We start from the raw sequence: 13612 nt of genomic DNA on the forward strand, positions 1-13612 counted from the left end.
GCGGAAGTCTGGTAACTTGAGACTCAATGTCCACAATCGTAGACTTTGATGTTGAACCTCAATGACCTGCACTTCTTCGTGCAGGCGGTCGACAGCGGCGGCTTCGCCGCGGCCGCCCGGCATCTCGGCTGCCCGAAATCGACCGTCAGCAAGCGGGTCGCGGCGCTGGAATCAACGCTTCGCGTGCAGTTGCTTCACCGCACCTCGCGCAGCTTCACGCTGACCGACGTGGGGCGCGACGTCTATGACCACGCCCGTGCGGCGATGATCGAGGCCGAGGCGGCCGAAACGGTCGTGCATCGGCGACTGGCGGAGCCGAGCGGCACGGTGCGGATCACGGCGTCGGTGCCAACCGCGCAGTTTCAGCTCGCGGATCGCTTGCCCGTCCTCGCGCGGCAATATCCGAAACTGCGCATCCAATTGCATGTCACCGACCGCTTCATCGATCTGGTGCAGGACGGCTTCGACATCGCGATCCGCAGCCATTTCGCGCCGCTGCCGGATTCCGACCTGATCCAGCGGCGCATGAACGAGGAGCAGATCACGCTGGTGGCCGCGCCGTCCTACGTTGCCCAGCGCGGCGAGCCGCCCACGCCGGAGGCCTTGAGCGACCACGATGGACTGATGACCAACATGACGATGAAGATTTGGCGATTGAGCGATGCGAGTGGCCGCACCGTGGAAGTCGCGCCGCGGCCGCAGCTCTATGCCGATGAATCCGTGTCGCTGATGAAGGCAGCGCAAGCGGGTCTGGGCATTGTTTGCCTGCCGGAAGCGATCTCGGCGCAGGCGGTCGGGGAGGGACGGTTGGTGCGGGTGCTGCCGGCATGGACCGCTGGTCACGTGATGACAACCATCCTGACACCGCACAAGCGTGGACAACTTCCCGCCGTGCGCGCGGTGATCGATTTCCTTGCGCAGAAGGATGCGACCGGCACGCATCTCTCCAGCACCTGACGGATCGGCAAAAAAATGCCCGCATCGAGCGGGCATGTTCTTGAGGCTGGCAGCGCTCAGGCGCTGGCCAGTGCCGCCGGACGCGACAGCCGCAACGCATGCATCCAGGCGCGGCGCAGCACGGCGGGCGAACGCGATTCCTCGGGAATCAGAAGGAAGCCGCGATCGCGCAGGTTGGCGCCCAGGGCCAGTTGGCTGGTCAGCACCGTGAGCGGGATGGCCAACAGCAGCGGCAGGCCCACCGGCATCAGCCAGATCAGCGCGCTGGCGTCGAACATGGCGACCAGCAGGGCGAGCAGGACGACCACGCTGCTCATCGGCGCCAGCGAGGCGGCGGCATCGCGCCAGCCGACAGCAGCGGCTTCCCGCGGCGGCGACTTCCATTCCAGCTTGATGCCGGTCACGGCCACCAGCACGAACAGCGAGTGGGCCAGCATGCGCACCGGCGCCTGCACGATGGCCATGCCGGCCTCCAGCAGCGAGCTCTTGACCAGGCCCCAAAGGCCGCCGTACTGGCGCTGTTCGCCGCGCAGCATGATCGCCGCCACGCCCAGGATGCGCGGCAGGAACAAGAGGCACAGGGTCCAGGCCCACAGGCCGGCCAGTTCGCTCGGCAGCACGTCCCAGTCGGCCACCAGGTTGGAGCCGGCCAGCCACAGGGTGGTGCCCAGGGTCAGGAAGGCCAGCCACAACGGCGCCGACAGATAGGCCATGGTGCCGGTGGCGAACATCGCGCGGTGCACCGGGTGCAGGCCGGGCTCGGCTATCACGCGGGCGTTCTGCAGGTTGCCCTGGCACCAGCGGCGGTCGCGCTGCAGTTCGGCCAGCAGGTCCGGCGGCTGCTGCTCGTAGCTGCCCACCAGGTCGGCCACCAGCCACACGTGGTAGCCGGCGCGGCGCATCAGCGCGGCTTCGACGAAGTCGTGCGACATGATGCCGCCCGACATGCCGCCGGTGCCCTTGATGGGCGCCAGTGCGCAATGCTTCATGAAGGGCTCGATGCGGATGATCGCGTTGTGGCCCCAGTAGTGCGACTCGCCCAGCTGCCAGAACTGCATGCCCAGCGTGAACAGGCGGCCCGTCACGCGCGATGCGAACTGCTGCGCGCGGGCGTGCAGGGTCACGTGGCCGATGGCCTGGGTGGCGGTCTGGATGATGCCGGCCGTGGGGTTGGCTTCCATCAGCTTGACCATGGAGGTCAGGCAGTCGCCGCTCATCACGCTGTCGGCGTCCAGCACCACCATGTAGCGGTAGTCCTTGCCCCAGCGGCGGCAAAAGTCAGCCACATTGCCGGCCTTGCGGTGCGTGCGGCGGGTGCGCAGGCGGTAGTAGACCTCGACCTGCGGCTGGTTCGGGTTTTCGGCCAGCGCGGCGCGCAGGTCTTCCCAGGCGGCGCGCTCGGCGGCGGCTAGTTCGGGCTTGTAGCTGTCGGACAGCACGAACACGTCGAACTGCCTGGCGTGGCCGGTGGCGGCGACCGATTCGCAAGTGGCGCGCAGGCCGGCAAACACCGTGGCCACGTCCTCGTTGCAGATCGGCATGATGATCGCCGTGCGTGCCTCCGGGTTCATCGGATGGCTGGCCACCTTCTTGGCCGACAGCGCATGCTTGTCTCCGCGCACGGACACATAGAAGCCCATCACCGCGGTGATGAAGCCCGTCACGACCCAGCCCGACAAGATGGCGTACAGGGCGAGCTGGCCGTACTGCAGCACGGCGTTGTCATAGTGCGGCTGGATGCGGGCGAACAGGCCGGCGGCGATCACCGTGCTCAGCACGGTGAGCAGCAGGAAGGCCAAGCGGCGCTTGTGGGCGGCGCGCTGCCAGGGTTGCTGCGGGGCCTGCGGCGCGGCCGCTGCAAGCTGGCGGCGGCCACCACCGGCGCCCAGGCTCACCAGGAGGCGGGTGCCGATGCTGTTCCAGAAGCCACGCCAGGGGCGCGGCGCCATGGAGCCGCGATTGAGCGGGGGCGCCGTCACCGAGTTGGGGTGGCGTTCTTCGCGCAGTTGCGGGCGGGAGGCGGCGATGCTGCCATCGCCCAGCACGCGCAGCTGGGAGAATTCGTTGGGCTTCATGTGTCGAAGCCCTTTTAGAAGGCCTGCTTGCTGCGCACCGGCGTGTCGCCAATCGCCGGAAGGCGCTTGAACACGCTGTCGGGTGCCATCCCGCTGCCGGCTTCGAGCGCGCCGGGCAAATGGGTCGCCGCGCGTGGCCGCGAGGGCGAAACGTGCTTGTGGCGCAGGCCGTGTTGCGGCGAGCGCAGAGCGAAAGATGGGCTGGAAAATGCAGTCATGCCGATTACAGGGCAATCCCTGTGCCAGCATGAAAAAACGCTTTCAAATCAAAGGCTTGTGCTGATTTCGAAAAGCTTGGCGGGCATTTTCACCGGCTTTTGGGGGGCAAACCCCGGATTTTGTCGCCAAACCCCGACAAGATACGGAGTGCTGGGATGTGATCCCTTTCAAATCAACGACTTAGCCCTGTCGCTACTCGGCGACGCCCTCGCCCGAGCCCGTTCCACCTTCTGACTTGAAGCTGCCCGGCGTCAGCTCGTGCTTTTGCAAAAGGCGGTAGAACTCGGTGCGGTTGCGGTCGGCCAGGCGGGCGGCGTCGGCCACGTTGCCGTCGGTCAGTTTCAACAGGCCCACCAGGTAGTCGCGCTCGAAGCGCTGCTTGGCCTGGGCGTAGGTCTGCACCTCCACCGTCGGCACCCGCAGGGCCCGCTGCACCAGGGCCAGGGGCACCAGCGGCGAGGTGGACAGGGCGCAGACCTGTTCCACCACGTTGAAGAGCTGGCGCACATTGCCCGGCCAGGGCGCCATGGCCAGCGCCTTCAGGGCCTCTGGCGCAAAGCCCGACAGCCGCTTGCTGTACTTGCCGGCCAGCTTCTGCAGGAAATGGTTGGCCAAGAGGGGAATGTCTTCACGCCGAGCCGCCAGCGAAGGCAGGTTCAGTGTCACGACATTGAGACGGTAGTACAGGTCTTCGCGGAACTGGCCGGCTTCCATGGCGGCGTCGAGGTCGCGATGGGTGGCCGAGATGATGCGCACGTCGACCTGAATCGACTGGCTGCCGCCCAGCGGACGCACCGCGCGCTCCTGCAGCACCCGCAACAGCTTGACCTGCAGGGCCGGCGGCATGTCGCCGATTTCGTCCAGCAGCAGGGTGCCGCCGTCGGCCTGCTGGAACAGGCCCTTGTGGTTGGCCACCGCGTCGGTGAAGGCGCCTTTCATGTGGCCGAACAACTCGGACTCGAGCAGCGCCTCGGGAATGGCGCCGCAATTGACCGCCACGAAGGGCTTGCCGGCCCGCGCGCTGGCCTTGTGGATGGCGCGCGCCAGCACTTCCTTGCCGGCGCCGCTGTCGCCGCGCAGCAGCACGCTGGCGTCGGACTTGGCGACCATGCGGGCCTCGGCCAGCAGCTCGTTCATGCGGTTGCTGCGGCTGACGATCTCGGAGCGCCAGTTCTCGTCGCCGCCGCTCTTGGCCGGCGACGCCGCCGGCGCGCCCAGGGCCAGCGCCTGGCCGATCTTGTCGAGCAGCTCGCGCGCGTCGTAGGGCTTGGTGAGGTAGCCGAAGACACCGCGCGCGGTGGCCTCGACCGCATCCGGAATGGTGCCGTGCGCGGTCAGCAGGATCACCGGCAGGGTGGGGTGCTGCTGGCGGATCTGGTCGAACAGCTGCAGGCCGTCTTGCCCCGGCAGGCGCACGTCGCTCAGCACCAGCTGCGGATGCTCGATCTCCAGCTGCGTGAGCGCCGATTCGGCCGAAGTCACCGCCGTCACCTGGTAGCCGGCGCCGGTCAGGCGCATCGACAGCAGGCGCAGCATGTCCGGGTCGTCGTCGACCACCAGCAGGCGGGCGCCGCGGTGGCCTGGTGCGCTCTCCATGCTCACGGTTTCGCTCCGTTGGCCGGCGGCGGCGCGCTCGGCGCCGGTGGATGGTTGCTCGGACGGGTAAAACTGCGCTCGATGGCGCGCAGTGCTTCCAGCCGGTCGCTCAGCTGGTCGATGCGGCGCTGGCTCTCGCGCAGCTGCTGCGCCTGCTTCTCGCGCTCTTCTTCCAGACGGCGCTGCTCGCCGTAGCGGGCCGCGAGGGTGCGGGCCAGCGGGGCCAATTGCTGCGCTTCCGACACCGTGCTGCTTGCCACGCGCTGCATCAGGCCCTGGGCGCGGGCCAGGTCGGCCGGCACGCGGGTCTGGGCCAGTGCCAGCGCCAATTGCATCTGCGTCAGCGGCACTTCACCGGGTTCGCCCAGGCGGTTGATCTCGCTCGCCAGTTCCGGCTGGCCCAGCGGCCGCACCTTGTCGGCATAGGCCAGCGCCGCGGCCACCGGCCCCGAAGTGGCGGCGATGAAATTGATGGCCGGCTGGGTGGCCGGCGCCGTGGGTTCGGCCTCGACCGGAACCACCGGCGCCATCCGCGGCTGTGCGGAAGGCGCGGGCGCCGACGGGGAGGGCCGGGGCACGACAGGCGTGGAGCATGCGGCCAGCAGCAGTGGCGCGGCGGCCATGGCTGCGGCCCAAAGCGGAACGGTTCTGCGAGCAGAAATGATGGACATGAAAACGGGAACGCTGGAAGGTGGCGGGCTCAGGCAGTGCGCGGCAGTTCGATGCGAAAGCGGGCGCCTGGGCCATCGGCCAGCAGCTCGACACTGCCGCCATGAGCTGCAATGTACTCCTGCACGATGGAAAGGCCGATGCCTGTGCCTTTGACGGCATGCTCGGGCTGGCGCTCGCCGCGAAAAAAGGGCTCGAAGATGCGCTCGCGGTCGCTGTGGGCGATGCCCGGGCCCGCATCGCTGATGTCGATGCGCGCCACGCCGGGCGCGCTGGATACGTTGAGCGTGATGAGCCCGCCGCGCGCCGAGAAGCGGATCGCGTTGGACAGCAGGTTGGCCAGTGCGGTGCCCAGCTTGGTACGGTCCGCGGTGATCTGCAGGTCTTCTCCCTCGGCGCGCACTTCCAGACCCTGGGCCTGCCACTGCAGGCGCTGGGCGTAGACCTGTTCCTCGATCAGCGGCAGCAGGGCCACGCGCTCGCGGTGCAGCTGGCGTGCCTCGAAGGCGGCAGCGTTGAAGCGCAGCAGCGCCTCGATCTGGCCCTGCAACGCCACGGTGTTCTGCTGCAGGATCTGCGCGACCTCGCGCTGGGCCGGGTTGAGCGCGCCGGTGACGCCCTCTTCCAACAGCGACACGCCCTCGCGCAGCGCCGCCAGCGGCGTCTTCAGCTCATGCGAGACATGGCGCAGGAAGCGCGCCTTGTCGGCGTCCAGCTCGGTCAGGCGCAGGCGCAGCCACTCGAGCTGCTCGGACACGCGGCGCACGTCCGAGGGCCCGCGGATGTCGATCGGTTCGTCCAGCCGGTTTTCGCCCATCACGACGATGGCGCGCTCCAGCCGCTTGAATGGGCGTGCCAGCCAGATGCCGAAGGCCAGTGCCAGCGCCACCGCCAGGCCGCTGGCGGCCAGCACCTCGCGCATCAGGCGCGTGCGGGCGCTTTCGATGCGTTCGACCAGCGCCTTGTTCTGCGTTTCGATCAGCGTCTGCGCCTGCTGGGCGATCTGCGTGTTGTGGCCATCCAGGTCGCGAAACTGCAGCGCCATGGTGCTTTCGCGCGCCAGGGCGGTTTCCTGCGGGCCGATCATCTGCGCTTCGATGGCGGCGATCTGCTCGCGCCACTCGTCCGCCGCCTCCACCGTCAGGCCGTTGGCCACCAGCCGGTCGATCACGCCGTGCGCGTCGCGCGCCGCATCCTCGAAGCGGCGCCGCAGCACGGCATCGTTGAGCACCAGCGACTGGCGGCCGGCCCGTTCCATCGCCGCACTGCGCTCGGCCAGCGACTGGGCGGCGCCCGACAGGGTGAGCGCACGCGCGGCCGCGTCGCGGCTTTGCGTCATCAGCCCGTCGTACTGGAACACCGAGCGCAGCGCCACGCCGACCAGAAGGCCGGTGATCAGGAGAAAGGCGAAGAGCAGCAGCTGCTGGAACGAGCCGCGCGCGGCTTTCAGGCGCGCCATCAGGCGGCGAGCACCGCGCTGGAGCCCGCCAGGCCTGCGCCTTCGCGGGTCGGCACTTCACCGCGCAGCGTGTAGGACAGCGAGCGGGTGATGGAAAGGTCGACCATCTGGCCGACCAGGCGTGCATCGCCTTCGAAGTTGACCACCCGATTGCACTCGGTGCGGCCCATCAGCTCGTTCGCGTCCCGGCGCGAGGCGCCTTCCACCAGCACGCGCTGGATCGTGCCGACGCGGCTTTGGCCGATCCGCTTGACGTTGTCGTCGATCACCTTCTGCAGCGTCTGCAGGCGCGCGAGCTTCAGCGCGTGCGGCGTCTCGTCGTGCAGGGCGGCGGCCGGCGTGCCGGGGCGCGGACTGAAGATGAAGGAGAAGCTGGCGTCGAAGCCGACATCGTCGATCAGCTTCATCATCTTGTTGAAGTCCTCATCCGTCTCGCCCGGGAAGCCGACGATGAAGTCGCTGGACAGCGCGATGTCGGGCCGGATGGCGCGCAGCTTGCGCACCGTGCTCTTGTATTCCATGGCGGTGTAGCCGCGCTTCATCGCCATCAGGATGCGGTCGCTGCCGTGCTGCACCGGCAGGTGCAGGTGGTTGGCCAGCTTCGGCACGCGCGCATAGGCCTCGATCAGGCGCGGCGTGAACTCGTTGGGGTGGCTGGTGGTGTAGCGGATGCGTTCGATGCCGGGAATGTCGGCCACGTATTCGATGAGCAGGGCGAAGTCGGCGATCTCGGCCGTGTCCCCCATCTTGCCGCGGTAGGCGTTCACGTTCTGGCCCAGCAGCGTCACTTCGCGCACGCCCTGGGCGGCCAGGCCGGCCACTTCGACCAGCACGTCGTCGAAGGGGCGGCTCACTTCCTCGCCGCGGGTGTAGGGCACCACGCAGTAGCTGCAGTACTTGGAGCAGCCTTCCATGATCGAGACGAAGGCGGTGGGGCCCTCGACCCGCGCCGGCGGCAGGTTGTCGAACTTCTCGATCTCGGGAAAGCTGATGTCCACCTGCGGCCGGTCCAGCCGCTCGCGCTGGGCCAGCAATTCGGGCAGGCGGTGCAGGGTCTGCGGGCCGAACACCACGTCCACATAGGGTGCGCGCCGGATGATGGCCTCGCCCTCCTGGCTGGCCACGCAGCCGCCGACGCCGATCTTCACGCCCTTGGCCTTCAGGTGCTTGATGCGGCCCAGGTCGGAGAACACCTTCTCCTGCGCCTTCTCGCGCACCGAGCAGGTGTTGAACAGGATCAGGTCGGCCTCGTCCACGTTCTGCGTGGGTTCGTAGCCCTGGGCGGCGTTCAGCACGTCGGCCATCTTGTCCGAGTCGTACTCGTTCATCTGGCAGCCGAAGGTTTTGATGAAGACTTTTTTGCTCATGGGGTGCCCGTTCGTGGGTCTTTGGGCGATCGAAAAGAAAAATGCAGCCGGCGCGGGGCATCGTCCGGGCCCTGCGCTTCTGCTGTCATGTTGCCGTGGCCGGCCGCGCCGGCGGGGCCTGCCTTCTCGGCTTATTGGCCGTAGCCCGGCAACTGGTGATAGGGCGTCGTGCCGTTGTCGAGCGGCGCGGAGTTGGCGACGAAGGGCCAGAAATTGAAGAAGGGGCGCGCGGCGCCCTGGCGCTCGGTGCGGGCTTCGTCCGCGCTGAGGATCCACACCTGGTTCACCATGCCCGAGGAGGCTTCCTTGGTGTAGTTCACCACGTAGCTCTGGCCGGCCAAGGATGCCGGCGCCGTCAGCATGCGCTGGGCACTGTGGACGCGCACGCCGGGGGCCAGCCGGGCGGTCTGGCCATCGAGCTGGATCTGCGGCGGCGCGCCAAAGGCGATCTGGCCGCGCAGGGTGCCGATGGGGAAGGTGCGGCCGCCGATGGCGGCTTCGTTCTGCGACTGGACGGGCAGGTCCTGGGCCTGGGCAACCGGAAGTTGCAGCAGCACGAGGGCAGCGGCGGCAGAGAGAAGGAGGGTCTTGCTGGAAGTGATGGCGAGGCAGCGGTTCATGGGGTATATCCAGAGGCTGAAAGAGGATTTTAGCGAGCGGCGCGAAGGCGCGGCGCCGCACGGATTTACTTATCTTTACGGAAGGCATGGACGAGCGAGGCTGGCCGCTGGTCCAATAGTTGCCTTTGGTAACGAATCTCGAGTGTCGGCCAAATCCGCTTTCCCGTTGCCCCGCCTGTTGTTATTTGCCCCATGAAGAAAAAAGTCGTCCTGCCCTTGCTGGCTGTTCTCATGATCGGCGCTGCGGCCTACTGGTGGGCCGTGCCGCGCCAGGCCGCCAAGAGCGCGGCGGCCCAACAAGCCAACGGCGACGGCGGCAATGGCGCAGTGCCCGGCGGCGGCGCGCCGGCACTGGTGACCCTGGCGCAGGCGCGCAAGCAGGACGTGCCGGTGACGGTGCAGGTCAACGGCAGCGTGGTCTCGCTCAACAGCGTCGACCTGCGTCCGCAAATCACCAACACCGTGCGCGAGGTGCACGTCAAGGAAGGCCAATTCGTCAAGGCCGGCCAGTTGCTCTTCTCGCTGGACGAGCGCGCCGACCAGGCCAACCTGGCCAAGGCGCGTGCCCAGCAGCGGAGGGACGAAGCCACCCTGGCCGACCTGGAGCGCCAATACAAGCGCAGCCAGGAACTGCTGGCGCAGAACTTCATTTCCAAGAGCGCGGCCGACGCCACCTTGTCGCAGCTGGATGCGCAGCGCGCCGCCGTGGCAGCCGACCGTGCCGCGGTGCAGGCGGCGCAGGTGTCGCTGGGCTACTCGACCCTGCGCGCGCCCATTGCCGGGCGCATCGGCGCCGTCAACGTCTACCCGGGCAGCCTGGTGCAGCCCACCGCCTCGCTGCTCACCATCACCCAGCTCGACCCGATCGCGGTGAGCTTCCCGGTGCCGGAAGACAAGCTGCAGGACCTGCTGGCGGCAGCGCGCAGCCATACGGCGGTGCGGGCCATCGTGCCGGGCCGCAAGCCCGCGCAGGGCACGCTGGATTTCGTCGACAACACGGTCGATCCGCAGATCGGCACGGTGCGCGCCAAGGCGGTGTTCGACAACGCCGACCAGGGCCTGTGGCCCGGCCAGTTCGTCGAAACCCATGTCACGGTGCGCACCCTGAAAGACGCCACCGTGATCCCGGCCGCAGCCGTCATGCTGCTGGCCGATGGCAGCTCGGTCTTCGTGGTGGATGAAGGCCGCAGCGCGACGCGCCGCAAGGTCGAGCCGCTCTACAACTTCGGTACGCAGGTGGCGGTGAAGGGCCTGGAAGCGGGCGAGCAGGTGGTGCTGGAAGGCAAGCAGAACGTGCGCCCTGGCGGCAAGGTGCGCACCGATACGCCGGCGCCGCAAAGCCCGCCGCCGGCCGCTGCGCCCACCGGTGGCCCGACCGGCCCGGGCGCCGCTTCGGCCACGCCTGAAGGCCTTGGCCCGGTGGCGTCACGGGGCCGAGCATGAGCCGCCGGGCCGCCCCAAGGCGAATACCGCAGCCCGTCAGGGCGGAGGTTGCCGAATGAACCTCTCCGAGCTGTGCATCCGCCGTCCGGCGATGACGGTGCTGCTGTCGGCTGCCGTGGTGGTGATCGGCATCTTTGCCTACCTGCGCATCCCGGTGGCGGCGCTGCCCAGCTACGACACGCCGATCATCAACGTGTCGGCGCAGCTGCCCGGCGCCAGCCCCGAGACCATGGCCTCGTCGGTGGCGCTGCCGTTGGAAAAGCAGTTCTCCACCATCGCCGGCCTCGCGACCATCAGCTCGGTCAACACGCAGGGCAACAGCTCGATCACCCTGGAATTCACCGACGGCCGCGACATCGATGCCGCCGCTGCCGACGTGCAGGCCGCATTGCTGCGCGCGCAGCGCCAGCTGCCGGCGGAGCTGACCCAGCTGCCCTCCTACCGCAAGGTCAATCCGGCCGACGCGCCGGTGCTGTTCGTCGCCATGTTGTCGGACTCGATGACGCCGGCGCAGCTCAACGACTATGCCGAGAACCTGGTGGCGCCCACCCTGTCCACCATCGACGGCGTGGCGCAGGTGGTGGTGTACGGCCAGAAGCGCTTCGCGGTGCGCATCAAGGCCAATGCCGATCTGCTGAATGCGCGCAACATCACGCTCGACGAACTGGCCAGCGCGGTGCGGCTGGCCAACGCCAACACGCCGGTGGGCGTGCTCGACGGCCCGCGCCAGACGCTCACCATCCAGGCCAACCAGCAGCTCTTGAAGGCCGAGGAGTTCAAGAAGCTGATCGTCGGCCAGCGCAGCGGCGCGCCGGTGCGGCTGGAAGAGGTCGCGACCGTTGAGGACAGCTACGAGTCGGTCAAGACCGCGAGCAGCTACAACGGCCGCAGTTCCGTCTCGCTGGCGGTGCAGCGCCAGCCCAATGCCAACACGGTGCAGGTGGTGGACGCGGTGCGTGCGCTGATCCCGCGCTTCCAGTCGCAGCTGCCGCAGTCGGTCGAGATCCACATGGTCAACGACCGCTCGATCTCGATCCGCGAAGCGGTGCACGACGTGCAGCTCACCCTGCTGGGCACCATCGCCTTGGTGGTGCTGGTGATCTTCCTGTTCCTGCATCGTTTGATGGCCACCTTGATTCCTGCCATCACCATTCCGATCTCGCTGGTTGGCGCCGTGGCGCTGCTCTACGCCTTCGGCTACAGCCTGGACAACGTCTCGCTCCTGGGCATCACGCTGGCCGTCGGGCTGGTGGTGGACGACGCCATCGTGGTGCTGGAAAACATCATGCGTTACGTCGAGAAGGGCATGGAGCCGATGGCGGCGGCCCTGCGCGGCGCCCGCGAAGTGGGCTTCACCATCGTCTCGATCTCGATCTCGCTGGTGGCGGTGTTCATTCCCATCTTCTTCATGCCCGGCGTGATCGGCCTCCTGTTCCACGAGTTTGCGGTGGTGGTGGCGCTGGCGGTGCTGGTCTCGGCCATCGTCTCGCTGACCCTGGTGCCGATGATGGCGAGCCGGCTGCTCAAGCATCAACCGCGTGCCGCTGGCGCGGCGCAGGGCGGGCCGGACCACGCCGATCATGAAGAGGCGCACCCCGAGCCCGGCACCGCGATCGGCCGCGCCTTCGAGCAGGGCTACCGCTGGGTGCATGCCGGCTACCTGCGCACGCTGGACTGGACGCTCACGCGCCGCCCGCTGATGCTGTTGCTGGCCGGCGCCACCTTCGTGCTGACTGCCTGGCTGGCGGTCGCGATGCCCAAAGGCTTCTTCCCGGAAGAGGACCTCGGCCAGATCCTGATCACCACCGAAGCCGCCGAAGACATTTCCTTCCCTGCCATGAAGGCGCTGCACGAGCGGGTGGCCGAGGCCGCCCTGGCCGACCCGAACGTGGCCTACGTCAACTCCTTCGTCGGCGTCGGCGGTTCGCTGAGCACGCAGAACAATGGCCGCCTGTTCACCGTGCTCAAGGCGCGCGGCGAGCGGCTGCCGATGGCGCAGGTGCTCGAATCGCTGCGCAAGCGCTTCCGCGACATTCCGGGCATCGCCGTCTACATGCAGCCCACGCAGAACCTGCGCCTGGGCGGGCGCGCCAGCAAGGCGCGCTACCAGTACACCCTGCAGAGCGTCAGCGCCGGATCGATCAACGAATGGGCCGGCAAGCTGATGGATCTCATGCGTGCCGACCCGGCTTTTCGCGACGTCACCAGCGATTCGCAGAACCGCGGCCTGCAAGCCACCCTGGACATCGACCGCGACAAGGCCGGCGTGCTGGGCGTGTCTGTCGGCGACCTGCGCACCGCCCTGTACAACGCCTATGGCGACCGGCAGATCGGCAGCATCTACGGCCCGAGCAACACCTACCAGGTGATCCTGGCGGCCGCCGACGACGACCGGCGCTTCGAGGAAGACATGGCGCGCCTGTCGGTGCGCAACAAGGCGGGCCAGCTGGTACCGCTGTCGGCCTTCTCCACCGTGCGCCGCAGCATCGGACCGACGGCCGTCAATCACCAGGGCCAGCTGCAGGCGGTGACGGTGTCCTTCAACCTGGCGCCCGATGTGCCGCTGGGCGACGCCACCGCCAAGATCGACCGCTTCACGGCGCAATTGAAGATGCCGGCCTCGATGATCACCAGCTACGGCGGCGACGCCGCGGTGTTCCAGAGCTCGCAGGGCCACCAGGCAGCGCTCTTGATCATCGCGGTGCTGGTCATCTACGTACTGCTGGGCGTGCTGTACGAAAGCTATATCCACCCCATCACCATCCTGGCGGGGCTGCCCTCGGCGGCGGTGGGCGCGCTGCTGGCGCTCAAGCTGTTCAACCTGGACCTGACGCTGATCGCCACCATCGGCATCCTGCTTCTGATCGGCATCGTGAAGAAGAACGCGATCATGATGATCGACTTCGCGCTGGAGGCGCAGCGCGCGCAGCACCTGCGTCCGGTCGATGCCATCCGCGAGGCCTGCCGGCTGCGCTTTCGCCCGATCCTGATGACCACGCTGGCCGCCTTGATGGGCGCGCTGCCCCTGGCCCTGGGCCTGGGCGCGGGCGCCGAGCTGCGCCAGCCGCTGGGCATTGCGGTGGTGGGCGGGCTGATCTTCTCGCAGGTGATCACGCTGTACATCACGCCGGCGATCTACCTGGCGCTGGACCGCTACAGCGGCAGCGGGCCGCTGCAGGAGGATCTGGCCGGCGCGCGTGCCTGAGG

The 13612-nt window shown here is 68.1% G+C and carries 10 protein-coding genes; 3 read left to right on the forward strand and 7 right to left on the reverse strand.

All coding sequences use genetic code 11. The features are described 5' to 3' along the window. Window positions 1–48 precede the first annotated feature (48 nt). A complete protein-coding gene (locus ACIPRI_RS10110) occupies window positions 49–957 on the forward strand; it encodes a LysR family transcriptional regulator (protein ID WP_446621302.1) in 909 nt (302 codons plus the stop codon). Between the two features lie 56 nt (window positions 958–1013). Here the strand turns inward: ACIPRI_RS10110 and mdoH are convergent, their stop codons facing one another. The 7 genes from mdoH to ACIPRI_RS10145 all read right to left on the reverse strand — a co-directional run bounded on the left by mdoH (window position 1014) and on the right by ACIPRI_RS10145 (window position 8962). Then, window positions 1014–3032: a glucans biosynthesis glucosyltransferase MdoH gene (gene mdoH / locus ACIPRI_RS10115; RefSeq protein WP_446621303.1), complete on the reverse strand. Its 2019-nt coding sequence runs from the start codon at window positions 3030–3032 to the stop codon at window positions 1014–1016. Between the two features lie 14 nt (window positions 3033–3046). Next, window positions 3047–3250 carry a hypothetical protein gene (locus ACIPRI_RS10120; protein ID WP_446621304.1) on the reverse strand — a complete coding sequence of 68 codons (204 nt, stop codon included), beginning with the start codon at window positions 3248–3250 and terminating at the stop codon, window positions 3047–3049. Window positions 3251–3443: 193 nt separating this feature from the next. Beyond that, window positions 3444–4847 (reverse strand): sigma 54-interacting transcriptional regulator, encoded by a 1404-nt coding sequence (locus ACIPRI_RS10125; RefSeq protein ID WP_446621696.1) that lies wholly within the window; start codon window positions 4845–4847, stop codon window positions 3444–3446. A gap of 2 nt (window positions 4848–4849) precedes the next feature. Continuing rightward, window positions 4850–5470, reverse strand: a complete 621-nt coding sequence (locus ACIPRI_RS10130; protein WP_446621305.1) for a hypothetical protein — start codon at window positions 5468–5470, stop codon at window positions 4850–4852. Window positions 5471–5547: 77 nt separating this feature from the next. Next, window positions 5548–6975: a sensor histidine kinase gene (locus ACIPRI_RS10135; protein WP_446621306.1), complete on the reverse strand. Its 1428-nt coding sequence runs from the start codon at window positions 6973–6975 to the stop codon at window positions 5548–5550. Beyond that, on the reverse strand, window positions 6975–8342 hold the full coding sequence (miaB, locus tag ACIPRI_RS10140) for a tRNA (N6-isopentenyl adenosine(37)-C2)-methylthiotransferase MiaB (RefSeq protein ID WP_446621307.1): 1368 nt from the start codon (window positions 8340–8342) through the stop codon (window positions 6975–6977). Before miaB ends, ACIPRI_RS10135 begins: the two co-directional genes overlap by 1 nt. Window positions 8343–8473: 131 nt before the next feature. After that, the gene (locus ACIPRI_RS10145; RefSeq protein ID WP_446621308.1) at window positions 8474–8962 is read right to left on the reverse strand and encodes a hypothetical protein; all 489 of its coding nucleotides are present in this window, start codon (window positions 8960–8962) and stop codon (window positions 8474–8476) included. 192 nt (window positions 8963–9154) lie between these two features. On the opposite strand from ACIPRI_RS10145, the gene ACIPRI_RS10150 reads away from it, so the two are divergent. Further along, a complete protein-coding gene (locus ACIPRI_RS10150; protein WP_446621309.1) occupies window positions 9155–10405 on the forward strand; it encodes an efflux RND transporter periplasmic adaptor subunit in 1251 nt (416 codons plus the stop codon). Between the two features lie 55 nt (window positions 10406–10460). After that, a complete protein-coding gene (locus ACIPRI_RS10155) occupies window positions 10461–13610 on the forward strand; it encodes an efflux RND transporter permease subunit (protein ID WP_446621310.1) in 3150 nt (1049 codons plus the stop codon). Window positions 13611–13612: the final 2 nt, after the last annotated feature.

The sequence above is a fragment of the Variovorax sp. LARHSF232 genome (genome assembly GCF_052871435.1).